Annotated in this window: 25 protein-coding genes and 1 pseudogene; 14 read left to right on the forward strand and 12 right to left on the reverse strand. The window is 67.8% G+C overall.

Annotated elements, in window-relative coordinates; genetic code table 11:
- Positions 1-138: 138 nt before the first annotated feature.
- Positions 139-1,566, forward strand: coding sequence for a rifampin monooxygenase (gene rox, locus FCG67_RS18390; RefSeq protein WP_136911140.1), 1,428 nt, complete (start codon positions 139-141; stop codon positions 1,564-1,566).
- A 30-nt stretch (positions 1,567-1,596) separates the two neighbouring features.
- Here rox and FCG67_RS18395 read toward each other — a convergent pair whose 3' ends face one another.
- Positions 1,597-2,529, reverse strand: coding sequence for a hypothetical protein (locus FCG67_RS18395; protein ID WP_136911141.1), 933 nt, complete (start codon positions 2,527-2,529; stop codon positions 1,597-1,599).
- A 261-nt stretch (positions 2,530-2,790) separates the two neighbouring features.
- Positions 2,791-4,965: pseudogene (locus tag FCG67_RS18400) on the reverse strand (MMPL family transporter); the annotation flags it as partial.
- 396 nt (positions 4,966-5,361) lie between these two features.
- On the opposite strand from FCG67_RS18400, the gene FCG67_RS18405 reads away from it, so the two are divergent.
- Positions 5,362-5,766, forward strand: coding sequence for a DUF4259 domain-containing protein (locus tag FCG67_RS18405; RefSeq protein ID WP_136911142.1), 405 nt, complete (start codon positions 5,362-5,364; stop codon positions 5,764-5,766).
- A gap of 79 nt (positions 5,767-5,845) precedes the next feature.
- Here the strand turns inward: FCG67_RS18405 and FCG67_RS18410 are convergent, their stop codons facing one another.
- Both FCG67_RS18410 and FCG67_RS18415 read right to left on the reverse strand, forming a co-directional pair.
- The gene (locus FCG67_RS18410) at positions 5,846-6,244 is read right to left on the reverse strand and encodes a hypothetical protein (protein WP_136911143.1); all 399 of its coding nucleotides are present in this window, start codon (positions 6,242-6,244) and stop codon (positions 5,846-5,848) included.
- An 89-nt stretch (positions 6,245-6,333) separates the two neighbouring features.
- A complete protein-coding gene (locus FCG67_RS18415) occupies positions 6,334-7,137 on the reverse strand; it encodes an alpha/beta fold hydrolase (protein ID WP_136911144.1) in 804 nt (267 codons plus the stop codon).
- Positions 7,138-7,416: 279 nt separating this feature from the next.
- Between FCG67_RS18415 and FCG67_RS18420 the strand changes: the two genes are divergently transcribed.
- The gene (locus FCG67_RS18420) at positions 7,417-8,136 is read left to right on the forward strand and encodes a GbsR/MarR family transcriptional regulator (protein ID WP_136911145.1); all 720 of its coding nucleotides are present in this window, start codon (positions 7,417-7,419) and stop codon (positions 8,134-8,136) included.
- Between the two features lie 99 nt (positions 8,137-8,235).
- Here the strand turns inward: FCG67_RS18420 and erm are convergent, their stop codons facing one another.
- From erm to FCG67_RS18450, 6 genes are all read right to left on the reverse strand, one after another.
- A complete protein-coding gene (gene erm, locus FCG67_RS18425) occupies positions 8,236-9,048 on the reverse strand; it encodes an ErmE/ErmH/ErmO/ErmR family 23S rRNA (adenine(2058)-N(6))-methyltransferase (RefSeq protein ID WP_136911146.1) in 813 nt (270 codons plus the stop codon).
- Positions 9,049-9,189: 141 nt separating this feature from the next.
- Positions 9,190-10,134 carry an STM4011 family radical SAM protein gene (locus FCG67_RS18430; RefSeq protein WP_211243263.1) on the reverse strand — a complete coding sequence of 315 codons (945 nt, stop codon included), beginning with the start codon at positions 10,132-10,134 and terminating at the stop codon, positions 9,190-9,192.
- Positions 10,135-10,136: 2 nt separating this feature from the next.
- Positions 10,137-11,495 carry an STM4012 family radical SAM protein gene (locus tag FCG67_RS18435; protein ID WP_136911147.1) on the reverse strand — a complete coding sequence of 453 codons (1,359 nt, stop codon included), beginning with the start codon at positions 11,493-11,495 and terminating at the stop codon, positions 10,137-10,139.
- Entirely contained in the window at positions 11,492-12,358 is an 867-nt protein-coding gene (locus FCG67_RS18440) for an STM4013/SEN3800 family hydrolase (RefSeq protein WP_246045145.1), read from the reverse strand. Before FCG67_RS18440 ends, FCG67_RS18435 begins: the two co-directional genes overlap by 4 nt.
- Positions 12,345-13,439 (reverse strand): STM4014 family protein, encoded by a 1,095-nt coding sequence (locus FCG67_RS18445; RefSeq protein WP_136911148.1) that lies wholly within the window; start codon positions 13,437-13,439, stop codon positions 12,345-12,347. The genes FCG67_RS18440 and FCG67_RS18445 overlap by 14 nt, the downstream gene beginning before the upstream one ends.
- On the reverse strand, positions 13,436-14,389 hold the full coding sequence (locus FCG67_RS18450) for an STM4015 family protein (RefSeq protein ID WP_136911149.1): 954 nt from the start codon (positions 14,387-14,389) through the stop codon (positions 13,436-13,438). Before FCG67_RS18450 ends, FCG67_RS18445 begins: the two co-directional genes overlap by 4 nt.
- A gap of 199 nt (positions 14,390-14,588) precedes the next feature.
- Between FCG67_RS18450 and FCG67_RS18455 the strand changes: the two genes are divergently transcribed.
- Positions 14,589-15,440, forward strand: coding sequence for a hypothetical protein (locus FCG67_RS18455; protein ID WP_136911150.1), 852 nt, complete (start codon positions 14,589-14,591; stop codon positions 15,438-15,440).
- Here the strand turns inward: FCG67_RS18455 and FCG67_RS18460 are convergent, their stop codons facing one another.
- Positions 15,441-16,064: a class I SAM-dependent methyltransferase gene (locus FCG67_RS18460; protein ID WP_136911151.1), complete on the reverse strand. Its 624-nt coding sequence runs from the start codon at positions 16,062-16,064 to the stop codon at positions 15,441-15,443.
- A gap of 133 nt (positions 16,065-16,197) precedes the next feature.
- On the opposite strand from FCG67_RS18460, the gene FCG67_RS18465 reads away from it, so the two are divergent.
- From FCG67_RS18465 to FCG67_RS18490, 6 genes are all read left to right on the forward strand, one after another.
- Positions 16,198-16,863: a HEAT repeat domain-containing protein gene (locus tag FCG67_RS18465; RefSeq protein ID WP_136911152.1), complete on the forward strand. Its 666-nt coding sequence runs from the start codon at positions 16,198-16,200 to the stop codon at positions 16,861-16,863.
- 14 nt (positions 16,864-16,877) lie between these two features.
- Entirely contained in the window at positions 16,878-17,948 is a 1,071-nt protein-coding gene (locus tag FCG67_RS18470) for a MerR family transcriptional regulator (RefSeq protein ID WP_136911153.1), read from the forward strand.
- A gap of 57 nt (positions 17,949-18,005) precedes the next feature.
- Positions 18,006-19,607, forward strand: a complete 1,602-nt coding sequence (locus tag FCG67_RS18475) for a hypothetical protein (protein ID WP_136911154.1) — start codon at positions 18,006-18,008, stop codon at positions 19,605-19,607.
- A gap of 63 nt (positions 19,608-19,670) precedes the next feature.
- Positions 19,671-20,297 carry a class I SAM-dependent methyltransferase gene (locus FCG67_RS18480; RefSeq protein WP_136911155.1) on the forward strand — a complete coding sequence of 209 codons (627 nt, stop codon included), beginning with the start codon at positions 19,671-19,673 and terminating at the stop codon, positions 20,295-20,297.
- A gap of 40 nt (positions 20,298-20,337) precedes the next feature.
- Positions 20,338-20,589, forward strand: coding sequence for a hypothetical protein (locus FCG67_RS18485; protein ID WP_136911156.1), 252 nt, complete (start codon positions 20,338-20,340; stop codon positions 20,587-20,589).
- 230 nt (positions 20,590-20,819) lie between these two features.
- Positions 20,820-21,191, forward strand: a complete 372-nt coding sequence (locus FCG67_RS18490) for a DUF4259 domain-containing protein (RefSeq protein ID WP_136911157.1) — start codon at positions 20,820-20,822, stop codon at positions 21,189-21,191.
- 5 nt (positions 21,192-21,196) lie between these two features.
- Here the strand turns inward: FCG67_RS18490 and FCG67_RS18495 are convergent, their stop codons facing one another.
- Entirely contained in the window at positions 21,197-21,610 is a 414-nt protein-coding gene (locus tag FCG67_RS18495) for a hypothetical protein (protein WP_136911158.1), read from the reverse strand.
- A gap of 247 nt (positions 21,611-21,857) precedes the next feature.
- On the opposite strand from FCG67_RS18495, the gene FCG67_RS18500 reads away from it, so the two are divergent.
- The 4 genes from FCG67_RS18500 to FCG67_RS18515 all read left to right on the forward strand — a co-directional run bounded on the left by FCG67_RS18500 (position 21,858) and on the right by FCG67_RS18515 (position 24,148).
- Positions 21,858-22,091 (forward strand): hypothetical protein, encoded by a 234-nt coding sequence (locus FCG67_RS18500; RefSeq protein ID WP_136911159.1) that lies wholly within the window; start codon positions 21,858-21,860, stop codon positions 22,089-22,091.
- A 56-nt stretch (positions 22,092-22,147) separates the two neighbouring features.
- The gene (locus tag FCG67_RS18505; protein ID WP_136911160.1) at positions 22,148-22,579 is read left to right on the forward strand and encodes a hypothetical protein; all 432 of its coding nucleotides are present in this window, start codon (positions 22,148-22,150) and stop codon (positions 22,577-22,579) included.
- Between the two features lie 218 nt (positions 22,580-22,797).
- Positions 22,798-23,511, forward strand: a complete 714-nt coding sequence (locus tag FCG67_RS18510) for a hypothetical protein (RefSeq protein WP_136911161.1) — start codon at positions 22,798-22,800, stop codon at positions 23,509-23,511.
- Positions 23,498-24,148, forward strand: coding sequence for a hypothetical protein (locus FCG67_RS18515; RefSeq protein WP_136911162.1), 651 nt, complete (start codon positions 23,498-23,500; stop codon positions 24,146-24,148). Before FCG67_RS18510 ends, FCG67_RS18515 begins: the two co-directional genes overlap by 14 nt.

The raw sequence follows: 24,148 nt of genomic DNA on the forward strand, positions 1-24,148 counted from the left end.
TGCCACTCTCAACATATAGCGCGATGGGGGTCTTGCGGCAAGGCCCCCATCGTGTTGCAGAATCTCCAAGCCGGAGGCCAGGACCTGCGGAAATCAGGGATTCGCGAAGTATGCGGGCTCTTGCAGAAGGGGGATTCCATGATCGACGTGATCATCGTCGGCGGCGGACCGACCGGATTGATGCTGGCCGCCGAGCTGCGCCTGCACGACGTGCAGGCGCTCGTCCTGGACAAGCTGACCGAGCCGACCAGGCATGTCCGGTCGCTCGGCCTGCACGTGCGCAGCGTGGAGATGATGGACCAGCGCGGTCTGCTGGAGCGGTTCCTCGCGCTCGGCAAGCAGTACCCGGTCGGCGGCTTCTTTGCCGGCATCACCAAGCCGCGGCCCGACCGGTTGGACACCGCACATCCGTACACCCTTGGCATCCCGCAGCCCGTCACCGAGCGCCTGCTGACCGAGCACGCCACCGAACTCGGCGCCGAGATCCGGCGCAGCTGCGAACTGGTCGGGCTGAGTCAGGACGACCACGGGGTGACCGCCCTGCTGGCCGACGGCACGCAGCTGCGGTCGCGTTACCTCGTCGGCTGCGACGGCGGCCGCAGCACGGTGCGCAAGCTGCTCGGCGTCGGCTTCCCCGGCGAGCCCACCCGGGTCGAGTCGCTGCTGGGCGAGATGGAGATGGCCGCGCCGGAGACCGTGGCGGCAGTGGTGGCCGAGGTCCGCGAGACCCACAAGGGGTTCGGCGCCGGGCCCTCCGGGGACGGGGTGTACCGCGTCGTCGTGCCCGCCGAGGGGGTGGCCGAGGACCGGTCGGTCCCGCCGACCCTCGAGGAGTTCAAGCAACAGCTGCGGGTGTTCGCCGGCACCGACTTCGGCGTGCACTCACCGCGTTGGCTGTCCCGCTTCGGCGACGCCACCCGGCTGGCTGAGCGCTACCGGGTCGGCCGGGTGCTGCTGGCAGGCGACGCGGCGCACGTCCACCCGCCGCTGGGCGGGCAGGGCCTCAACCTAGGCGTCCAGGACGCGTTCAACCTGGGCTGGAAACTGGCCGCCGAGGTTGGCGGCTGGGCGCCTGACGGGCTGCTCGACAGCTACCACACCGAACGGCACCCGGTGGCCGATGACGTGCTGAACAACACCCGCGTGCAGTCCGAACTGCTGTCGACCGAGCCGGGTCCCCGGTCCGTGCGCCTGCTGCTGTCGGAACTGATGGACTTCGAGGGGGTGAACCGGTTCCTGACCGAGAAGGTCACCGCGATCGGGGTCCGCTACGACTTCGGCGAGGGGCATGAACTGCTGGGCCGGCGGCTGCGGGACGTGGGGCTGGCGAATCGAGGCCGCCTCTACGGACTGATGCACGCAGGCCGCGGACTGCTGCTCGACCAGACCGGCCGGCTGTCGGTGGCGGGCTGGGCGGATCGGGTCGATCATGTCGTCGACGTCAGCGAGGAACTCGACGTGCCCGCGGTGCTGCTGCGGCCGGATGGCCACGTGGCCTGGGCCGGTGAGGATCAGCAGGATCTGATCGGCCGTCTGCCCACGTGGTTCGGCGCTGCCGCCGGCTGAGCGCGCGTGACCCGGGTATCTGCGCTCGGATCACACCATCGGGCCGTGCCACAGGCGTACCACGCCTGAGGGCCAGTCATAACTCGCGCACGATCCGTTGGCACCACCGACCAGGGTGGCATCCGGACCGAGGCCGGCCGGAGGATCGAGCCGTGTCCATGAATCGAGATCTGCTGCACCGGAGGCGAATACCTGGTCTTCGTCGTCGCCGACGCACACGACGAATCGATCCTCGGCGCCAACCGCCCAGTGGAATGGCATGCCCTCGTCGATGTCGGAATCGATGTCTTCAGAACGTATCGACTTGTACGAATCCGAGTCCACAGTCGGCCGCACGCGCATGATGTCCGACTCGTGTGTCAGCGTCACCACCGAATCGACTCGGCCGACATCGACGACGACCTCTTCGTCGTACACGAGCGGGTCGAGCCGATCGCCGAGCCGAATCGGGTCGATCCAATAGACCGCACAGCCATCCTGCCCCGCACCGATCGAAAGCCCGAGATGCCCGCTGCGGGTGCGGGAAACGTGTGATCCTCCCGCCGTCAGGTCGGTGAGCTCGACGGATGCGACCATCTTCCCGTCGCGGACAAGGCACCAACGGTCACTGTCGTGACCAGGCTCGGTGAACGCGAATGTCTCGCTGGCCGAATCCCAGTACGCGGAACCGGTTCCCCACTCCGGCCAACCGTCGTGGACATGCTCCCACACGACCGATCCGTCCGGCCTGCGCAGCTGCGTTCGGTCTCGAAGGCTGACCGCCGCGTAGTCGAGTGCGGCGGATACCGTCGAAGCGCCGCATCCTTCGAATTCGGCTGCGAACAGCGACCGGCCGAAGGTCGCGTCGAATACTTCCAGCCGTTCGGGCGACGAGACGAGCCAGCCGGCCGGATGTGAGGTGACCGTGCTGCGCTCCGGCATCGTCAACTCGGCGCCCACAGGTGCCAGGAATGCCTTCGACATGGCGTCGAGCCTACAAAGGCAGTAGCTGAATCTCTGCCCCAGCCGGCCAGGCGGCCCTTGCTAGCTCCGGGGGGCCCGGAGGCGGTTCTGCCGCGCAATCAGTTCGGCAACACTGATCGTCGGTGCGTCGTCCGAACGCCGATTCCGGGCGGCCCCAAAAGCGGGCGAGACGGACGGACGTGACTCGCCGGCAACGGGCTTCAGCGAGGTCGCGGTTTCTGGGCTTTCTTCCTGTGCGGGCATCGGGCCATACGATGCGGCGAGATCCGGGATGTCGGATGGCATCCGCTCGTCCGCGAGGATCGGCTCGCCCATGCCCAGCTTCTCCTGGATCCGCTTCATCCAGGCGGGTGCCCACCAACAGTCCTCGCCGAGCAGCTTCATCGTCGCCGGCACCAGGAACATCCGGATCAGGGTCGCGTCGATGATCAGCGCCGCGATCATGCCGTAGGCGATGTACTTCATCATCACCAGCTCGGAGAACGCGAACACGCCGGTGACGACGATGAGGATCAGTGCCGCCGCGGTGATGATGCGGCCGGTGTGCGCGGTGCCGATCCGAACCGACTCGGTGGTGCTCGCGCCCTGTGCCCGCGCCTCCACCATCCGGGACAGCAGGAACACCTCGTAGTCGGTGGACAGGCCGTAGACGATCGCCATGATCAGCACCAGGACCGGCGACATGATCGGGCCGGGGGAGAAGTTCATGAAACCGGCACCGCTGCCGTCGATGAAGATCCAGGTCAGGATGCCGAGGGTGGCGCCGAGGCCCAGCGCGGTCATCAGCACCGCCTTGATCGGCAGTACCAGCGACCCGAACGCCAGGAACATCAGCAGGGTGGTCAGCAGTACCACCATGGTGATCATCAGCGGCAGGTTGTCCAGCAGCGCGGCGATCGAGTCCTGCTCGATCGCGGGGGTGCCGCCGACCAGCATCGTGACGTCGTCGGGCACGTCCATCGCGCGGAGGTAGTCGATCGTCGCCTCGGAGTCGTTGCGGTCGACCAGGCCTGCCTTGAAGACCGTCACCCCGTCCTTGGTGGCGTTGTTCACCGAGAACTTCTCGACAAGACCGGGCGCCCCGTTGGCCTCCTTGACGATCTGGGTGATCTGCTGCGTGCCCTGGGCGCCGTCGAACACCAGCTTGATCGGCTCGGTGCGATAGCTGGGGAACAGCTCGTCGAACTGTTCCTGCGCGAGGCGGGTCGGGTTGTCCGGAGGCAGGTAGGTCTCGTTGATCCCGCCCAGCTTGATCCCCGAGATCGGGATGGTGAGCAGCAGCAGTCCGATCACGATGGGGATCGCGACCTTCAGTGGGCGCTTCATCACCCACTGGGTCAGCCGACCCCAGACGCCGTTCTCGATCTCCTCGGTGGTCTTGGTCTTGCGAATCGACTTGAGTCCGAGCGCATCGACACGAGGGCCCAGGGTTCCCAGGATGGCCGGCAGCAGCGTGATCGAGATCAGTGCGGCCAGGACGACCGCCGCGATCGCGCCGTATGCCATGGATTTGAGGAAGCCCTGCGGGAAGATCAGCAGGCCGCCGAGGCTGGCGACGATCATCGTCGCGGAGAACACGATCGTCCGGCCGGCGGTCATCACGGTCCTGCGCACGGCGTCGCCGGTGTCGTAGCCCTCCGCGATCTCCTCGCGGAAGCGGCTCACCATGAACAGGCCGTAGTCGATCGCCAGGCCCAGGCCGATCAGCGAGACCACCGACAGGACGAATCCGTTCACCTCGGTGAGCTGGGCCAGTGCCTTGACGATGCCATTGGCGGCGATGATGGTCAGGCCGCCGACGATCAGCGGTAGCGCCGCGGCGACGACGCCGCCGAAGATGAAGAACAGCAGCACGCCGACCGCAGGGATCGCGAGGATCTCCATCCGGTGCAGGTCGTCGGCCATCGTGTCGCTGATCGTGCCGGTCACCGGCTGCAGTCCGGTGAGCTGGACGTCGACCCCGTCGATGTAGAACTGGTCGCGGACCTTCTTGAAGTTCGCGGCGACCTCGGTGTCGTTGTCGCCCTTGATCGCAACGCTGGCGATGGCGTGTTCCTTGGCTGGATCGGCCATCATGGCGGCAGCGATCTTGGTCTGCCAGTAGCTGGCGTTGATCTTGAGGATCTCGTCCGGGTTGTCTGCCGCCAGGTCGTCGAGGCTCTCGGTGATCCTGGCGGCGAACGCGGGGTCGTCGACGGTCTTGCCCTCGGGTGCGGTGTAGAGGAGCACCACGTCCGCGCGGGTATCGCGACCGAAGGTGCCGTCGGCCAACTCCGCGGCGGCCACGGACTCTGATCCCGGGTCGACCAATCCGCTCTGGCTCAGCTGCTTCTCGACCCCGAGGCCATATGCCCCGAGGGCGAGCATCAGCCCGACCATCAACCCGATCACGGTGAACCGCAGGCGATAGGCGATCCGTCCCCATGTAGCGAACACCTGCTGCGCTCCCCCCCTGGTGGTGCACGGACCGGGCTCTCCGAGCATCGAGCCCGATAAGCCCCGCGCATGTCGAGGCAACTGCCCCCACCGGTCCTCGACCTGCTCGGTACCGCGAGCTCACGGTACGCAAGATCTCTGGTTGTGGAGGGCATACAAGTGCCGATCCGGTGAGGTCAGCCGCCCGAACTACCGGCGGAAGCTACACGGCGGAGGGTGAATTCCCTGGTGGTCGGGTGTCCAGGAGCGATCTCAGGTGGTCCTCTAAGAAGCTTCTGAGAATCCCAACGACCGCCGCGTCTCGTCGTCTGAGGAGCATGACGTGCGGGCTGTCGGTGGTCGATCGTAGGGTCGGCGCGACGGGCCGAGCGGCCCGCGAAACAGGAGGAGCGAGGCGTGGGGACGTGGGGTTCGGGACCGTTCGAGAACGACGGAGCGGGGGATCTGCTCGCGGCGCTTCGGGCAGGTGACTTCGAGATCGAAGACTTCAGTGGGCATGTCGACGAGGGGTACCTGGAGGTGGACGACGCGCAGGCGGCCATCGCGCTTGCCGAGATCGTCGCGGTGGCCCACGGACTTCGGCCTGCGCCCCCTCAGCTCGAGGGCATCGACGCCGCCGCGTACACCGGGTCCCTGAGCCAGGAGCAGCGCGGATGGATTCTCGCCACGCTCGAACGGACGATCGCCGACAGCGACACCTCGGAGCTGCATGAGTTGTGGGCTGAGAACGGTCCGGAGGATCTCGAGGCGTGGCGGGCGCCGATCCTGAGCAGGCTGCAGAGCCTCAGAGCGCTGAGCTGAGTCGACCGGCCCGCTGCCGTGCCACGGGGTCCAGAACAGGACCCCGTGACACGCCGCGGCTGGGTTGGTCTGCATCCGATCAGGCGGCGTCGAGGGCGCCGGTGATCTTGCGGGCCATCTCGGTCATGGTGGGGCTGGGCTCGCCCTGATGGATCTGGGCGGCTTCGATGGTGACGTTGATGGTGCTGCGGAAGTTTTCTGCCTCTGCCGGAACCTGCTTCTCGAGCAGGCTCATGGCCGCCGTCAGCGCCGGGAGCACGTGGTCGGCGAGTTCGGCTACGGACTTGCCGTTCAGGTCCTTGATCGAGGACTTCTCGGCGAGCACGCGCCCGACGAGGCCGGTCGCGGAGGAAAGGGCGATGGTGCCGTTGGTGGCGATCTTGTGGGGCGAGCTGCCGGCGGCGGCCAGCAGCGAGACGGCGCCGTAGGCCGCGGTCCGCAGGGTGATCTTGTCCTGGTCGTTGAGGGTGATGGACATGGTGGTGTTCTCCTTCGAATCTGTTGTGGTGAAACTGAATTGAAGAGTCAGATAGTTGAATATGTTGGGCTGGTCGGTGATTGGTTCGACTAGCTCTGCTGAGCCAGGGTCGCCGCCGTCTCACGTACGGCCTCCGCGACGGCCCGGAAGTCCTTGCGGAGAATGTGGGAGTGGTTGCTCGCGACCTTCGCGCTGACCTGGATGTTCGGGTTCCGGGCGAGCACCGGATCGAGTGAGGCCCGCACCGCTTCCATCTCCTCCTCGCCTCCGCCGAGGTTGGCGCCGGTGGCCAGCACGTAGCGCACCGGGCAGGTCACGCGGTCGAGGACCGGACCGAGGGCGGCGTGGAGCTCGTTGGCCTCGATGTTGACCTCGGCATGCTGGTCGGCGGTCATCCGTGCGGCCATACCGAGCGGGCGCGCCACCGGCATCAGAAACCGCATCCGGCGGAACAGCTTCCGGATCCGTTCACGAGCCTCCTCGCCGGTGATGCCGTAGGGCATGGCGCCGTCCACCGACACCACCCCGGCGACGCGGTCCGGGTTCCGTTCGGCCCAGTGCGCCGCGAGCAGCGCACCATAGGACCAGCCCACGAGGATCGGCCGCTCCACCCCACGCGCCGCGAGGATCGCATCGACATCCCGCAGGCACGCCTCGAAGGAGTAGTCCGCCGACCGCTTCGATTTGCCCCGGGCCCGCTCGTCGAAGGTGATGTGCCGGTAGTCGGGGCCGAGTTCGGCGATCAACGGCCGCCAGGGCTTCTGATCGGCGTAGGAGCCGTTCAGGTAGACGATGGGACGGCCGGGCCCACCGGTGTCGGTCACGGCCAGCTCCGTGTCGTCGACGGGAACCATGCCGGTCCAGCTCGAAGTGGTCGAGTTCGAAACAGTCATTCTTCTCATCCTCCTTGTGGCGCCACCGGCACCCCATCGATGTTCGGGAACTTCTGAACGATTGAGACAGTACGTTGCGTTTATAGATCCGTCAACACTCAACGTTCGTCTATTTAACCAGTTAAAACGGATGAGTAGAGCGATCTTTGCAATGAATATGGCGGTGAACGCAAAGGGTGGTTCGGTTTGAGCTTTGCAATGGGATAGAGCTGAATGCATACTGGGGCGGGTGCGGGCGCCGCGCTCAGCGCATGTCGACACGGGAGGGGACCGGCACCGATGCCCGGAGGCAGACTCACCAATGAGGACCGTCAGCACATCGCGGCGGGGCTGGCCAAGGGACTCGGATACGCAGAAATCGGCCGCCGTCTGGAGCGGCCCGCCTCGACCATCATGCGGGAGGTCACCCGCAACGGTGGTCCCGACGATTACCGCGCGGACCGCGCGCACAAGGCCACACGCCAGCGCGCGCGCAGGCACAAGCAAGCTCAGCCCCCGGCGCCGCCGATCCCCGACGGCGGCCATGGGCGCGACCCCCAAGCGGTCCAGGAAGTCGCCGAATCCTTCACCGAACTCCTGATTCAGCAGGGGCTGCCCCGGATGGAGGCCAGGGTGCTGGCATGCCTGCAGATCACCGACTCCGGCGCTCTCACCGCCGCCGACCTGGTCCAGCGGCTTCGCGTCAGCCCCGCGTCCGTCTCACACGCCGTCGCATTCCTCGAACAGCAGGGAATGCTCAGGCGGGAACTGGTTCCCGGTGGGCGTCGCGAACGCTACGTCATCGACGATGAGATCGGGCTCCGGAACCTTCTCACCGCTGTGCAGATGAGCGTCGCCCTGGCGGCCGCATCCCAGCGCGCAGCCGAGATCCTCGGGCCCACAACCCCGGCGGGCGCCCGCTTCGAATCCTCCGCCGAACTGACTCTCCTCGTGAGCGAGGCCCTCCGGCAGGCCATGGAGCAGTGGCGGCAGCGCCTGGCTGCCCGCGGCGCCGAGTGATAGCCGCGATCCTTCACTGGTGGTGACGCGCGCACGCCCCTACTCAAGCGAAAGCGGAACACCCGGGCATCGTTGGGCTCGATGCCCGGGCGTGTCCGCTCAGCGGAGCAACAGGTCGGCCAACGCGATCCACTGGTCTGGATGGACGAACGCCACGACGGTGTCGTCGGCGATCCCCGCCCGGGCGAAGGCATCGTCCACCCCGCGGTACCGCGTGGACAACGACGCGTGCAACGAACCGCCGATGCCCGAGAAGCCCAGCTCCACCATGTCCCGGTAGGCGGGTCCCTCTGGCACCAGCGGCTCGGGCCGTCGCTCGATCCGGAGGATCGCCGAGTCGACCGAGGGCACCGGCCTGAAGCTCTCCCTACCGATACGTCCAAGCAGCTCCCAGGTGAACCACGGCCAGCTCTGCACTGTGACCCGGCTCCAGCGGCCGTAGTCGCCGGACCGCTTGCGCGCGTACTCCAATTGCGTGACCAGTGTCGCCGAGGTCAGCGACGGGGCCCGCAGGCACCAGTCGACGATCTTCGACGTGATCGAGAACGGGATGTTGCCGACCACCGCGAACGGCTCGCGCGGCGGCCGGGCGGCGGTGAAGTCGCCCGTGACCACCTTGAGTCCGGTCCTGGCCTTGAGCGTGACGGCCAGCAGCGGGTCGATCTCGTAACCGACGACCACGGCTCCGGTGCCGGCGAGGGCGACGGTGAGCGCGCCCTTGCCGGATCCGGGTTCCAGGACCAGTCCGGCCGGTCTGGCCGCCTTGACCACCAGGTCGACGGCGTGCTGGTCGGTCAGGAAGTTCTGCGAGAGCTCCCGCCTGGCTCGGTCCCTGGGCGTGCGACCGCCCTTGACCCGTACCTTCTTCTGCGTGTGTGAGTAGTTTCCGTGTGCGAATGACTGTGACGCCACAGCTGCTGCCCTTCCGGGTCTTCGAGTGAAAGAAGGTCTCGAAGGGCCCTGGGCGCGCCAGCGCGACCGGGAGTCCGCTAGCGGGCCAGAGCCCGGCTGTGGCGGATGCGGATGAAGTCGAGGCAATGCATGCGACAGAACCTACGGAGTTGTCCCTCCCGCGGCAACGCAATTAAATGAGCTGCCGTGGGCCGCGGATCGGTTGAGTTCCAGGGTGTTCTCGCGCCGCGCGGGGAGCGGTAGCCACACCGGCTCCGCCGGGATCCGTTCCAGCACACCGCCCACGAAGACGTCGTACAGCGGAAGCTGCTCGGCATGCACATAGCCGATGTGACAGTCGCACACGTCCAGCGGGCAGGGCCGCGGCCGCAACCCGTCCCGGAAGGAGTCGTCGTACAGGTTGCCCAGCACCTCGGGGACGAAATGGCAGCGCCGGACGGTGCCGTCACCGTCGACGGACACCACCGAGTCCCCGGTACGACAGGCGCGACCTCGCGTGCGATGCGGACGCCTGCTGAACTCGAAGAGCGGGTCGATCCCGATCCAGCCGGCCGCGTCGGCGTCGGTGTATTCGTGCCCCTCGGCGGCGTTGACCCACAGGTACACCGAATCGGGCAGCTCGGCGCGCAGCCGACGTGCCGCCTCCAGGTGCTCCGGCAGTCCGACGACACCCACGCTGAAGCGCACCCCGAGCGCTGTCAGCTCGGATGTCTTGGTCAGGAACCGCTCGTGAGGCGTCTGGCCGGGGTGGTACGTGCACCACAGCGCGACCGCGCCGCGGTCGGCGTCGCCGAGCCAGCCGGTGCGGCAGCTGAGGTTGGTCTGGATCGCCACCCTACGAACCTGAGGGAGCCGAGACAGCGTCACCAGGGCCCGCCGGTACCAGGACCGAACCAGGCCCTCACCCCACGGCGTGAACAGGATCGACAGCTCCTGGTCCTGGTCCGCCACCCACCCGCAGAAGCGTTCCAGGGCGGCCCGGTCGGCGCGCAGCTGCTCGGGGCTGTCCCGGCGTTTGGCGAAGGGACAATACGGGCAGTCGTAGTCGCAGGACGCCAGCGGGCCGCGATACAGGATGGTCAGCACCGTCAGCGGCCCTCGTACTCGGCCATCGCCGCCCGCACCTCCGGTGAGAACAGCTCCGGTCCGAGGGCGTCGGAGTACGCCAGGCCCAGTGCGGTCAGTCGCAGCCGGTCACCTTCGGAGACAAGCCATCCGCGCTCGGCCCACCGGCTCAGCTCGACGCCGAAATGCTCATGCGGGTCGGCCCCGAACTGGGACCGGTAGTTCGCCACCGGCATTCCCGTGGCCTGCAGGACGGACTGCAGCAGGTGCCGGCGTCGGGACTCGTCCTCGGTCATCGCGTGGCCCACCACGGCGCGGCGGAAGTCCGCTGTGGTGCCCGCGACGTAGTCGTCGATGATGGCGCGCACCTCGCGCGCATCGACCGCGTAGTCGAAGGAGTAGTGCAGCGATCGGGTGTATGACCGTGCGCCACAGCCGAGTCCGATCATGCCGTCGGTCTGGCAGGCGTAGTCGTTCGGACCGAGGTCGGGCGCGTCGGCGCGCCGGAACATGCGCATCGACTCCTGGATGTAGCCCGACGCGATCAGGTGATCGCGGCCGCGCCGGTAGAGGTCCAGTCTGCGGGCGTCCCATTCCGGATCGGGCCCGCCGCCGCGGCGGGCCAGACCCGTAAGCGGTCGCACGTACAGCGGGTACAGGTACAACTCCTCGGGACGCCAGGCCAGCGCGGCGTCGAGGGAGGCGATCCAGGATTCCGGTGTCTGGCCGTCGATCCCGTAGATCAGATCGATGTTCAGGACGTCGATGGCCGCGTCCCGGATGCGTTGCAGGGCGGCCTCCACGTCCGCGCGTCGTTGCGGTCGGACCGCCGCCCTTGCGTCGGTCTCGTCGAAGCTCTGGACCCCGAGGCTGAGCCGGGTGACGCCACGCGTGGCCAGCACCTCGAGCCGGTCGGCGGTGGCCGTCGACGGGGACGCCTCCACTGACAGGGGGACTGCTCGCAGGTCGGCGCCCATGCGTTCGGCGATGTCGCACAGCCGGTCCAGTTCCGCCGCGGTCAGGTAGGTGGGGGTACCGCCGCCGAACGCCGCCGTGGCGAATCGGGCGGACGGCGCCAGGGCCTCGCGCACCGCCTCGGCCTGTCGTTCCAGGGCGACCAGGTATCGGGCGGACAGTTCGCCCGGCGCGCCGACGCGGGTGAAGAGGTTGCAGAATCCGCACCGCACCTCGCAGAACGGCACATGCAGATACAGCGACAGCGCGTCCTGCGGTTCGTCCGCCCACAGGTCGGTCAGGGCGGGGCGCGGGTGCAGCGGCCGGTACGCGGTCTTGTGCGGGTATGCGTACACGTAGTTCTGGTACGGCGGAACGTATCCCGCCGGAGCCACGCCGGTCGGGAGGGGCAGGTCGACGGCGGTCATCGTGGTCCCTCGAGGAAGAAGTGGGCGTAGGGCACCGTCCACACCGCGGGATGGCCCAGCCGGTGCCCGGTGTACCCGTCCTCGCCGTAGGTGGTTCCGTGGTCGGAGCACACGATCGCGAAACACCGACGCCGGCTGGACATCGCCGCGAACAGCCGCGCGATGTGCCGGTCCACGTACTCCAGCGCCGCCGCGTGCGTCTCCCGGGTGTCCCCGTGGTCCGCGGTGGCTCCCTCGGCGTGGAACCAGTTCGGCTGGTGCAGCGCCGAGACGTTGACGAACAGGAACAGGCGGCGCTCGGCGGGAAGCCCGGCCACCACCTGCGCCGCCAGGTCCACCTGCGCTGCGAACGAGGTCGGCGAGGTCACGCCCAGCTCGGGAGACCAGTGCGCCTCCTCGAACAGGTCGGGCAGCACCGAACCCAGCGCGCCCCGGCGGTTGAAGAAGCCGACACCGCCGATACAGACCGTGCGGTAGCCGACGGCGGCAAGGCCCGCAACGAGATTCGACTCCGCGAATACGAAGGTGCCATCCGCGGTCGATTCGCTCCCGCCGAACTCGGCCGCGAACAGCCGAGGGTGCGGCCCCTGCCCGACCGGGGTGGGGAGGAATCCGGCGAACATCGCCTGATGCGAGGCATAGGTGAAACTTCCGGGGGCATGGCGTTCCTCCCACCGGCCGCCGGGCAGGTGTCGCGCCAGGTTCGGGATCCGCCCGGCGGCCGCGAGCTCACACGCCACGTCGTAGCGCAGGGTGTCGAGCGTGATCAGCAGGATATCGTCGGAGCCGACGACTGTGTTCATGTCCGGCTGTGCCGCAGTCGATTCCGACTGTGCGGCGACCGCTGCGTCAGGCCGCGGCATGACCGGTCCACTCCACGATCGCGGCCAGTTGCGCCGAATAGGTGTCGAGACCGTCGGCGCGGCCCGGGAGACCGCTCAGGCCCGGGAGCAGGTCGCCGAAGGCGTTCACCTCACCGACCGCGGCACCGCGCCAGTTCGCGGCGGGTAGCAGGTCCACCCCGACGCACAGGGTGCGCGGGAACCGGGCGGCGGCCCGTTCCGCAACGGCGAGCGCGTTGTCCCAGCCGTATCCGGCGGACTCGAAACCCGCTCGCGCGGTGTCCAGGTCGCCGCGCTGTCCGCCCAGATGCAAGTTGGTCATGGGGTGGGCGCTGGTGCGGAGCACCGCGTGGGTCGCCCGCCCGGCGACCACCACGATCCGAAGGTCGGCGGCGCGGCCCCGCGACGACGGCTTCGGCAACCACGCCTCGATGTGCAGGAGTTCGCCCGCCAGAGCGTCGACCAGGGCGCCCACCTCGGCCTCTCCGGTGAGCCGGCGGACGCGCAGCGAGTTGTAGACACCGTCCGCCGCGATCTCCACGCTGCTGCGGGCCTGCACCCGGCCACCGGGCGCGGTCTCCACCGCGACCACCCCGGCCGCGGACGAGCCGTGCGCGGGTTTGACGAAGAACCGCCGCAGCCCGGCCGCTGCGGCCAACTCGCGCACCTCCGGCCAATCCAGGGGCACCGGTGCGCCGCCGCCCGAGGTGGGGGAGGTCGGTACCGGGACGCCCCCGGCCGCGAGGACCCCGTGGCACCGTCGCTTGTCGAACAGCACGGCCAGGTCGTCGGGATCGGTCAGTCGCCGCCCGCCGCGCAGCGTTCCCGCCGCGGCGAGCAGCGATGCGTACCAGCGTGGGCCGCCGGCGATGCGGGTCGGGTCTCCGGGCCCGCGAAGCAGTGCGTCCACTTCGGGGTCTTCGCCGGGCGAATCGAGGCGCACCAACTCGTCGGGGTCGAACCGCGCCCCGCCCTCGGCGAGCACCTGGCGCCAGGACACCACCCGCGGGGCGGGAATGCCGTTGCGGGCCGCGGCATCCTGCAGCAGCGTGACGCGTCGGTTCCCCGGATTGCCCACGACCGCCAGGTGGGGACGGGTCATTCGCCGACCGCGACCGATCGGTAGATCGTTCCGTCGTACTCGTCTTCGTCGGCGTCCCCGGCGTCGAGGTTCAGGTCCACACCGGACGGCTCGAGTGCCGCCCGAAAACGTTCCCGCATACCGTCGCTGAGGTAGTTGTGGTGCAGGTCCAGCGATTCGAGGTGGGTGAGCGACTGCCCGGCGAGCAGCGCCTCGGCGCCCGCGTCGAGCAGCACACCCTTGGACAGATCCAGGGCACGCAACTGCGGGAGGATCGTCGCCGTCGCGACGGCGGCCGCGATCGCGTCCTGTTGGTCACTGTTGGAGAGTGCGAGGCGGGTCAACCGCGGGAACTTCTCGCCGTCAAGGATCGGGGTGAGGTCGTCGACGGTCGAATCTGCACCGTATTCCTCTGTGCCCAACCACAATTCCAAGTCGGTCAGGGCCGGCAGATCCGAAGCGGCCACTGCCCTGACCACGTCGGCGGGCAGGCCGCCCGTCTCGATCACCAGGCTGCGCAGGTTCTCGTGCCGGACCGGCGTCAGCACCAGTTGATTGCCGCCGCGCACCCCCAGGTGCTCCAGCCGAGGAAAGGCCGTCAGCAGGGCGGTGACGTCTGACTGCACGATCCACGAGATCTCGCAGTCCTCGGAGGTCATGTCCCCGATGAACAGCGAACGCAACGCGGGCAGTTCGCCGGCTGCCGCGGTGAGAGCCTCCACCACGTGAGCTGAACTGTTGTCGTCTTCGTACGGATCGGACCAGCCGCCGACGACGATCGCCTGCACGGTCGACGGATCGACCGCGGCACGGAACTTCGCGAACGCCTCCGGCCACTCGAAAGGCGGTTCGTATGTGGGGACGGAGATTCGCCAGGCGACCGGGCCCTGCGCGGGCACGGTGGGGGCGGTGTCGATGGGGAACTCCACGACGGGAAGGCCGTGGACCTCGTTCTGCAGCTCGCTGATCACCGGGGGCACTCCTGGTCTCGGGTGGGTTCGACGGGGATTATGCCCGACTTGCGAAGGTCGAGATGAACCAGCCGGGCCAACGCGGGGTGGCTATCACCACCCCTCGGGGCACTATTCGCATGCCGGGTATTCGACGGACGCTGGGAGTCGGAAATCGACCACTCGTTGAGAGACCCTCGGCCGAAAGGAACCCGCCGCCATGCCCCGTATCCTCGGTACCACCGCCCCCGACGTGCACGAACACGGCCCGCCGGGCTCAGCCCTGCCCGCCGTCGAATCCGTCCGGAAGGCGGTCCGTCACCACTGGGCCTTCGCCCGGATCGGCATGTACCTGCTGCTCGCTTCGCTGCCGCTGCTCGCGATCTCGGCGCACGTGTTCGGCGTCGTGTCGATGAATGCCACCGGACCGCTGCTGATCATTCCGCTCGCGGCCACCCTCATCGTGTTGTGCGTGTTCGCGCCGCACCCGATCGACCGCATCGTCGGCCATGGCCTCGGCTGGGGGATGTTCGCGTGCCTGGTCTACGACGTCTTCCGCCTCGACACCGTGTACCTGCTCGGCCTCTGGGGCGACTTCATCCCGAAGATGGGTACGTGGCTCCACACGGGAACCGATGCCAGGACCGGCGCGATCGTCGGTTACCTGTGGCGCTACCTCGGCGACGGCGGCGGCATCGGAATCGCCTTCTTCCTCATCGCCCTCGCGCTCGGCCTCCAACATCGATCACGCCGCACGGTCCTCCTCGCGTTCGTTGCGTTCGCGGTGTTCCCCGTATGGTCCGGGCTCATCGGAACGGTTGCTCTGTCGCCGCACGGTCAGGACGACATGTTTCCGCTCACGCCGACGACGATCACGCTGTCGCTGATCGGGCACCTGATCTTCGGACTGGTACTCGGCCTCGGCTTCCTGCATGTGCGGGGCCGCCTCGGCCAGCACTGGCCGTGGCGACCGCTGCTCCCGGTGCGGTCGCGGGCCGGTGTGGGACAGCAGCCCATCGAGGCGCTGTCGCCCGCGTGCGGTGAATGCGGCGCGACTGCGGATGCGCGGTGATCAACCAACGAGGGGCTCGGTGACCCCGAGCGACAGGGCGCCCATGATCTTCGGGGCGCCCTTCTCGTAGAACGTGTCGAGATCGCGGATCTCGAACCCGGATTCCCGCACGAGAGCGGGAATGTCGCGGGTGAGGTGGCAGCCGCCCGCAATTGCCTTCTGGATCGGTTCGAAGCGGTGCTGCCACCGTCGGACCTTCTCGTGCGGGGCGCGACCGTGTTCGACGAAATGCAGGGTGCCACCCGGCTTCAGAACCCGCCGCAGCTCGCGCAGCGCGGCGTCGACATCGGGGATCGTGCACATCGTCCAGGTCGACAGGGCGGTGTCGAAGGTGTTGTCGGGGAAGGGAAGTGACTGGCCGTCCAGTCCGGAGCGTTCGACGGTGACAGGGGAGGCCGCGAGTCGCTTGCCGGCCAGCTTCCAGGCCAGGTCCGCCGGTTCGACGGCGCTGACGGACTCGACGGTGGCCGGGTAGAACGGGACATTGAGGCCCGAGCCGAACCCGATTTCGATCACGCGACCGTGCAGGCCGGAGCACACCCGCTCCCGTGACCGATCGGTCAGCGACATGCCACACGAGCAGTCCACCAGCCGCGGAACGATCTGCTCCCCATAGAACCCCATGACAGCCTCCCCGTTGCTCGCAATTCCCGCCTGCTCCAGCATCGCACGGTCAAGCAAGGTGCCGTCTTGTTCTCCGGGCGGTGAGGACTTGACCCTGACACAGTGACAAGGACTCGAATGGTCGACGAAGGAGGTGGTTGTCGTGAACACAACCAACCACGGTGGGCCGAATGCTCACCTCGTCGACGCACTGGCCGCCGCCGACCCGTCGGGTCGGCTGCAGGCGGCGCTCGCGGCGGGCACGCGCGCTGATCCCCGTCTGGCGGAGGCTCTGGTCGCCCGGTGCGCGGTCGAACCGGACTTCTACGTCCGCGACATGCTGACCTGGGCGTTGTGCCGTTTGCCCGCCGAGATCACGGTGCCGAGCCTGGTCCACGAGCTCGGGTCCGACACCGCGCAGGCCCGCAGTCAGGCGCTGCACACCCTGTCCAAGATCGGGGACCGGCTCGCCTGGCCCGCGGTGTCGGCACTGTTGCACGACGAGCACGACGAGGTCGCGCGCAGCGCGTGGCGGGCGGCCGTGGCGCTAGTGCCGCCCGGCGACGAGGCCGTGCTCGCGTCCGACCTCGTGACCGAGCTCGGGCGGGGCGACCGGCAGATGCAGCTCAGTCTGAGCCGTGCGCTGGTGGGACTCGGGGACACGGTCCTCCCGGTCCTCGACGCAGCGGGGACGAGTCCCGATCCGCGCACTCGTGCGCATGCGGAGGCCACGAAGCAGCTCTGTCACGATCCTGACAGCGGGTTCACCGTCTCGCTCGAGATGGCCAAGCGCGTCGTGGTCGTCGGTCCGGACACGTAGGAGGAGGAGATGGGATGTTGATCGGTGAGGTCTCGCGGCGGTCCGGTGTCAGCACGCGGATGTTGCGGCACTACGACTCATTGGGGCTGGTGCAACCCACGGGCCGCACCTCCGGCGGCTACCGCGAGTACTCCGCCGACGACATCCGACGGCTCTTCCATGTCGAGAGCCTGAGGACCCTGGGACTGTCGTTGAACGACGCCAAGCGCGCGCTGGACGAGGCCGATTTCGCACCGACCGAGTTGGTGGGAGACCTCATCCGGCACACGCGGCAGCGGATAGCCGCCGAGGAAGAACTGCTCGCGAAGCTCGAGCGCGTCGACGCGGCGGCGCCTGCGGAGTGGGGCGATGTCCTGCGCATCGTCACGCTGCTGCGCGCGCTCGAATCGGAGTCCGGGGCCCGCCGCCAGCAGGCGGTCCTGTCCCACGACGAGGGCGCCCCGCTGCCGGTCGAAGCGCTGGTCGCGGCGGTCCTGTCGGAGGACGACCCCAATGTGGCGGGGGCGCTGCAGTGGTCGTTGGCGAGGGCCGACGGTCGGGGACTCGCGGATCTGGCCGCCGGTCTCGACTCGGAGGAGGTCGACGTCCGGCGTCGCGCCACTGCCGCGATCACGGCAGTGCACACCGCGGAGGCAACGGTATTGCTGAGACGAGCCCTCGATGATCCCGATGCAACGGTTCGCGGACGGGCGGCCCTTGCCCTCGGCTCTCGGGGCAGCGCCGACGCGGTGCCCGTACTTCTCGAGATGATCGTCGCGGGGCTCAGTGATGTCGAGGCGGCCGAGGTGTTGGGCCTGTTGGCGGAGGTCTCGCCGGGGGCCGAGGACATCGTCGGGGTTCTGCAGGACAAGCTCGACACCGCTGACGACGCGCCCACGCGGTTGCGAATCACGCAGGCCCTGGCGGAGATTCCCGGCACGGCGGCACGGGCGGCTCTGACGCGGCTGGCCGACGACGGTGACCGGACGATCGCGGCCACCGCCGCAGCGATCTTGAGTACGCAGGACCGCGGACGTCGACGGGACGGTGTGTTCTCGCGAGAGATACAGGCAGGCAGAGGGTCTGATGAGGGTGGACGGGTGTAGATGAAATAGTCGGTGCACGAAAAGGCGGGGGCCACCCCGATGGCATCGAGGTGCACAATGACCGAATCCGAATCCCCGTCCGTCGCCGCACCCGGCGATGTCTTCGTCTTCCCCCTCGAACGGATCGGCCGCTACGGAGCGTGCCAGGTCGTCGCGGTCGACGAGTCCCAGGATCTCGCGACGGCCGCGGTCCTCGCCTGGACGGGCACCGAGGTTCCGGACGTCACCACGCTGGCCGGCGTGCCGCGGATGGTGCGGGACTTCATGTTCTGGACCCCGGAGGAGATGCTGAGGAACGTCCCCCTCACGGTTCCCGCCTCCCACCTTCGGATCGGTTCGCTTCCCGTGACCGGCGAGACCGCCTCCCGCGCGTACTTCTCCTGGGAGTTCGACCGCGACGTCGAGCGGCAGTACCGCTGGGACTCGATTCCCAATGAGACGAGGACTGCGTTCAGGGCCGCGCTGAACGGCGAAGAGGTGGCGACGACACCGGGGCTCACGTACGCGAGCAGCGGTGAACAGTACGAGGCGCGCCTGGCCCACGCCCGCCGCTTCAGCGACGACGCCGGCTACCTGATCGGCGACGACTTCCGCCTGGCATCGCTGCGCGCCTGGCGAAGCCTCTACCAGGTGGAGCTCCACGCGTGGCGCGACGACCTCCTGCCGTTCCTGGAGTCATCACCCCTGGTGAAGGAGCTGAGCCTCACGGGCCATGGACAGCGGGAACTGGACTTCTCCCGTACGAACCTCGACCAACTCTCAATCGACATCACCGGACTCCAACGGCTCGTGCTCCCGCTGAGCCTCGATCACCTGATCCTGCGCGGCCAAGGCGCGGCCAGCAGCTTCGACTCGCTCGACGCTCTGATCGACGAGCTGAGCGCGGAGGAGCCCGCAGCGGAGCCGATGCTGCAGGTGGTCGCCGAGCAGGACGGCCGTTGGATCACCGTGAACCTCACCGGCACGGTGCCGCCCGTGCGCGGCCTGGAACGCACGCACGGACTGCGGGTCAGCGCCATCGAGGAACTCGAGATCGGCGACGTCGTCGGGCATTTCCCTGGCGTCTCCTGGCTGCACTTGTTCGGAGCCCCCGGACTACTCGACGAACTCGACGAACTGCGGAGGCTGCCGCAGCTGACGACCCTGTGGATCTGCGACCTGTTCGGCTACAACCCCTCCGACTTCCCGGGCCCCGACGAGCTCCCGTCCCTCACCAGCCTCGACCTCGACAGCATCCCCGCCGACGTCGCCACCGGCGTGCGCGCCCAGTACAGGAAGGTGCAGCGGGTGGCCCTCACCGTCCGCAAGCCTCGCAAACCCGAATGGCTGGCGGAGAACCTCGAGAACCCGCTCCGCCACTGGGACGGCCGGGACGGCATCCCCGGCGCGGTCTCCAAGAAGTCCCGCACCGCGTTCGTCGCAGCGCTCCGTCAGGTCCGCGACGCGTCCGGCACCGACGAGCCCGAGCACACCGAAGCGGTCACCACGGCGGTCACCGGGTTCCTCGACACGATCGCCACCCTCAACCGCAAGCATCAATTCCTCTACACCCTGGAACGCGACGAGGTCATCGACGCCGTCAACGCCCTGACCGAAAGCCTTTCGCCTGAAGCCAATCGCGCACTCGAGCCGCTCATCGAGGAAGCGCTGGACGACTGAACGTCGGATCGTCCCCGGCAAGTTGTCGGCGGTCGGGGTGCCCCATCGGCGATCATGGACGGCATGGAAACCGCGAGCGGCCGACGAGGCGACACGGTCCGAGAGTCCTACTCGGCCAGGTCCCAGGAATACACGGATCTTTTGGGCTCGATGACTTCGACACACCCGTCCGATCGGGCGCTGGTGAGCAGTTGGGCCGCCGACCTGACAGGCCCGGTGCTCGACGCTGGGTGTGGTCCGGGGCAATGGACAGATTTCTTGGCCGGGTGCGGACAAGCTGTGAGCGGGATCGATCTGGTTCCCGAGTTCGTCGAACGAGCTCGCACGCAGTATCCAGAACTTTCCTTCGAACTCGGCAGCTTCGAGGCGTTGGACGCCGCGACGGATTCATTGGGTGGCGTGCTCTCCTGGTACACGCTCATTCACCACAATCCGCAGGACATCCAGACTCCACTCGCCGAGTTCGCGCGCGTGATCCGGCCGGGCGGAGGGTTATTGGTGGGCTTCTTTGAAGCCGGAACCCTAGGGCCTTTCGACCATGCCGTAACCACTGCCTATCGATGGCCGGTGGCCGAACTCAGCCAGGAGTTGGTCGCGGCCGGCTTCGAGGTGATCGAGACACATACACGAACGGCGAGCGGCACCAGGCCTCACGGCGCGATCACCGCACGCCGGCACAGCACCCGGTGAGGAATCGACGGAGGCCGCAGCGAGCGATACCGCCTCGCCGATGACCTGGCGTGGGTGGCTCATGGCCATCCCGATCGCGGTCGCGTTGCTCACCGCGGCCATGATGGTCCGGTCCGCGCCTGCCACGCTGCTGGTCGCGCTGCCGATCGCAGGATTCGTCGGCGCGCTGCTCGGTGCGTGCGCGCTCGCCGGCGCTCAGCTGCGATTGCTGTTGCCCGAGAGATCAACCCGCGCCGTTGGATGTGGCGGCAGCTGTTCGCGATCTGCGTGGGAGCCGCCGTCTTTCTCCTGAGCCTTCCCGTCACCGTGTCGTTGCTCGGCTCGGGAGCGGCCGCCACCTTGTACTGGTACGAGGCGGCGGTCGCCGGCATCGCCTACCTCTGTGCACTGGTTGTCTGTCCGCCACTGAATCGGGTGTTGGAGGCCAATCCTGAACCGGACGAGCAGGGAGGCAAGCCCTGAGAACGTCGGTGCTGTCTGGTTCAATGTCGCGAGAATCGGAAGCGGAAGGGTGCGGACATCATGGGGACCTGGGGCAGCGGCAATTTCGACGACGACACCGCCGCCGATCATCTCTCGGACCTGACCGGACGGCTCGTCGGCGAAGTCGCCAAGGCGATGTCCGGCGACCCGGTCGAGATCGAGCCGGACGAGTACTGGGGCGTCGCGGTGCCGTGCAACCTGGAGTTGCTCTACCTGATCGCGCAGCAGGACTACGTCGGGGTCAGCCTGCCCGACCCGGAGACGATCCACGGGTGGAAGGACCGGTTCCTGGCCGTCTGGGACGGGGCGATCGATGGGCTGGAGCCCAAGCCCGGCCACAAGGAGCGGCGCCGCGAGGTCCTCGTGCGGACCTTCGACCAACTGGCCGAGGTGGCCAGGCGCGAGGGATGAGGAGCCTATCGGCTGATCATGTCGGGGTGGGCCTCCACAACGATGCGGTAGCCGATGCCGACGGGAACACTGCCGGCGACGCGGACGGTGAGTTGCACCCAGCGCAGTTGAGCGCTCCGTGGGTCGGGCGCGAGTTCGGCCTGTCCGGCGACGATAAAGGCGTCTGGGCCGCTCGATACCCACGTGTGCGTGACGACCGTCGCCTCCGCGTCCAGGTAGGGCAGGGAGTCGGGCAAAAACACCGACGACACACGGGGCTTGGATGCCAAGACAGTGCGACGGAGGTACATGCCGCCGGTGGGTGGCTGACCGCCGATCCACACCACGCCGCTGTACTCGGTGCTGCGAATGGCCTGCCCTGTCACAGCATCGGTGACCATATGGTCAAGCCGGGGTTCGGCAATCAGGGGCGAGGTCATGCGCCCACCGTAGCGGCGCGGCGACCTGCCCATTGCCCCAACTCGTGGCGACAGGAATGCGATAAGAAGAAGGCATGACGCCGGAGGAGCACGCCGCCAGCATCCGCTCGCGGGGACTGCCGGAGGTCGTCGTGCGCATCGCCCTCGAGTGCGGCGCGACCGTGCATCCGGTTCTGCAGACCCAGGCCGACGCCGTGTGGGCGCCGGCCTGGGCGATTGTCGAGCGGCATCCCGAACTCGTGCCGCTGTGGAGCTCGGGCGCCCCGCGGTGCTCGCCGCGCCCGACGGCACCGTGCAGTGGTGGAGCGCCAAGCACCCGGAGGAGCCGCTCGACACCTACCCCGACTTCGCGGCCGCCATCCGCAAGCTGCTCACCGACCTCTGGGAACTGGATACGGACGACGATGACCGCACCGCCGTCGCCGAGCTACTGTTGCCGACCGAGCAGGTCGAGGCAGGCCTCGTACCGGTCGAGCGCTGAGCGACGCACCTGAATTGACGAGTGCGGCGGACATGCCCCGCAGGGGAGGTGGAGAAATGGCAGGCGGATTCCCCGTGTTCCGGATTTTCACCGCCGCGTCCGGCGGCGCGGTCCCTGTCAGATTTCGGATGCCGGACTTTTCGTCCGCGAACGCTGACAGTGAAGACCACGCATACCACCAGGCCGACCGCATCACCGGCGACCTGCTGGACGCCATGCCTTCCGGGTGCGGACCCTTCACCTTCATCGGCGCGCTGGAGGGGTACCCCGTCGGCGACCGCCTCTTCGATGACACCGTGACGTCCGCCGAGCTCTGGTGGGCGCCAACCCGATACGGACCCACCTGGCTGGTCCTCGGAACCGCAGTCGACGAATCGAGCTTCTGGCGCCTCGTCAACGACGACGATGACCTCAACACCCTCGGGGCTCATGGCCCTGCAACACGCCAACGAGTCGCTGTCATCGGAACACTCACCCAAACCAACTGAATGGAGATGGAGACTTTCAGACCTGTCGATGTGCCGGTTGAGCCATCGGTGCCGTGTCAACCGTCACGGTCCATCTCATTCCGGCCAGCCTCATTTGCTGATTTCCTCGTCTGGATTCGTGGTCAGGAGAAGCGCTCAGCGAATACGATCCCCACCGCACACTTCAAGGGGGGAGCTGCCGGCTGGGCGCGGGCAGCTGACAGTGGAACGGACGTCGTTTGAACACCATCGCACGCGCTGACAGCGCCGAACGGGCCGAGATCATCCAGCAGGCGAACAGCCTCTGGCGACGTGCCGGTGTCCGCGGGGCCGATCGTCGGATGCTGCTTTCGGAACTCGACACCGAACTCCGCGGCATCAACGGAGACGGTCACGGTTTCCCGGCGGTCCCGGAAGCGGTGAGTGAGCAGATGCTCCGGGAGCGGGCGATCGAGCGGGGCATGTGCGGTCGCGCTATGCGGTTGGAATTGGCCATTCCAGCCGCTCTTCTGGGCCTCGTGGCTGGTCTGGTAGTTCCTTCGCTTGTGCTCTGGCTCGTGCTCTCGCTTGTGCTCTCGCCCCTGTCGGCGATCCAGATGGGACCGTACGAAGAGATGGTGAATGTCTCGTCCGGGATCCTGGGATATCTGGGCGCGCTGTTGTTCGTGTGGCGGTTCCTTCACAACTTCGGTGATCCTCGCGCCACGTCGACGGTGCGGTGGCTCGCTGCGCTACTTCCGATTGGTGCTGCGTTCAGTGCCGGCGCGGTGGTTGTCATCATGCGGACCACGAACTTCTTCACGTCTCTCACGGCATACTTCGTCGGTGTAGGGGTCGTCGTCGGAGTTGTGGTGGTCGGTATCGGGCTGACTGTCGGGATTGCGCGGTTCTTGGCGGTCAGGACGCCAAACGACATCGAGACAACAGGAAGGTCTCCACATGCCCACCCCTGAGCTCCTCGAATCGCTCCCGGGCCCCGAGGAACTACGGCGCCGCAGCATCGTGCTGGCCGCACTCGACGCAGTCATGACCACGGACTCTCCCAAGTACGTGTATCGACCTGGCTGGCGGGCCGATGAGTCGCTGGCCTCGATGGACAACGGAGCCGGAGACGAGTACTCAATCATCTTCGGTCCCAACGGAACCTACGTTCGGGGGTTCGACCACGAATCGGAGATGAACACCTTCGACCAGGCTGATGCCGCCCTCTGGCCGGGGCTCACCGACCACCTACCCGCTGTGTTCCGTTCCTATATAGACGATTTCACCCTCGATGGCGTGCCGACGATGACGGTCTGCCTGTGGTGGGCGGTGGGTGACCCGTCGTGGAACTGCTCGGACTTCGCCTATCCCGATGGCGATGTGTACGCGGACGGGGCCTCGTGGATGTTCGGGGCCTTGACCGACTGGACCCTTGAGGACTTCCTCGACCACGCGACCTATTACGGGTGCGAGATGAGTCCGGCTCTCGCGCACCACCTCATGGCGTCGCTCCCGCTCACCGAGGAGCATATGGCCGCGCTGAATCCCACGGCGGACGCCGCAAGAGCCCTTGCCAAGGTCGAGGCACTCCGGTATCCGGTTCAATGA

The organism is Rhodococcus oryzae, assembly GCF_005049235.1.
GTDB classification, from domain to species: Bacteria; Actinomycetota; Actinomycetes; order Mycobacteriales; family Mycobacteriaceae; genus Rhodococcus_G; species Rhodococcus_G oryzae.

Bases quoted from the DNA above. Each gene is read 5' to 3' on its own strand.
- rox (WP_136911140.1), top strand. From the start codon at position 139: ATGATCGACGTGATCATCGTCGGCGGCGGACCGACCGGATTGATGCTG.
- FCG67_RS18395 (WP_136911141.1), bottom strand. From the start codon at position 2,529: ATGTCGAAGGCATTCCTGGCACCTGTGGGCGCCGAGTTGACGATGCCG.
- FCG67_RS18410 (WP_136911143.1), bottom strand. From the start codon at position 6,244: ATGTCCATCACCCTCAACGACCAGGACAAGATCACCCTGCGGACCGCG.
- FCG67_RS18415 (WP_136911144.1), bottom strand. From the start codon at position 7,137: ATGACTGTTTCGAACTCGACCACTTCGAGCTGGACCGGCATGGTTCCC.
- FCG67_RS18420 (WP_136911145.1), top strand. From the start codon at position 7,417: ATGCCCGGAGGCAGACTCACCAATGAGGACCGTCAGCACATCGCGGCG.
- FCG67_RS18435 (WP_136911147.1), bottom strand. From the start codon at position 11,495: ATGACCGCCGTCGACCTGCCCCTCCCGACCGGCGTGGCTCCGGCGGGA.
- FCG67_RS18440 (WP_246045145.1), bottom strand. From the start codon at position 12,358: ATGCCGCGGCCTGACGCAGCGGTCGCCGCACAGTCGGAATCGACTGCG.
- FCG67_RS18445 (WP_136911148.1), bottom strand. From the start codon at position 13,439: ATGACCCGTCCCCACCTGGCGGTCGTGGGCAATCCGGGGAACCGACGC.
- FCG67_RS18455 (WP_136911150.1), top strand. From the start codon at position 14,589: ATGCCCCGTATCCTCGGTACCACCGCCCCCGACGTGCACGAACACGGC.
- FCG67_RS18460 (WP_136911151.1), bottom strand. From the start codon at position 16,064: ATGGGGTTCTATGGGGAGCAGATCGTTCCGCGGCTGGTGGACTGCTCG.
- FCG67_RS18470 (WP_136911153.1), top strand. From the start codon at position 16,878: ATGTTGATCGGTGAGGTCTCGCGGCGGTCCGGTGTCAGCACGCGGATG.
- FCG67_RS18475 (WP_136911154.1), top strand. From the start codon at position 18,006: ATGACCGAATCCGAATCCCCGTCCGTCGCCGCACCCGGCGATGTCTTC.
- FCG67_RS18480 (WP_136911155.1), top strand. From the start codon at position 19,671: ATGGAAACCGCGAGCGGCCGACGAGGCGACACGGTCCGAGAGTCCTAC.
- FCG67_RS18485 (WP_136911156.1), top strand. From the start codon at position 20,338: ATGACCTGGCGTGGGTGGCTCATGGCCATCCCGATCGCGGTCGCGTTG.
- FCG67_RS18490 (WP_136911157.1), top strand. From the start codon at position 20,820: ATGGGGACCTGGGGCAGCGGCAATTTCGACGACGACACCGCCGCCGAT.
- FCG67_RS18495 (WP_136911158.1), bottom strand. From the start codon at position 21,610: ATGACCTCGCCCCTGATTGCCGAACCCCGGCTTGACCATATGGTCACC.
- FCG67_RS18505 (WP_136911160.1), top strand. From the start codon at position 22,148: ATGGCAGGCGGATTCCCCGTGTTCCGGATTTTCACCGCCGCGTCCGGC.
- FCG67_RS18515 (WP_136911162.1), top strand. From the start codon at position 23,498: ATGCCCACCCCTGAGCTCCTCGAATCGCTCCCGGGCCCCGAGGAACTA.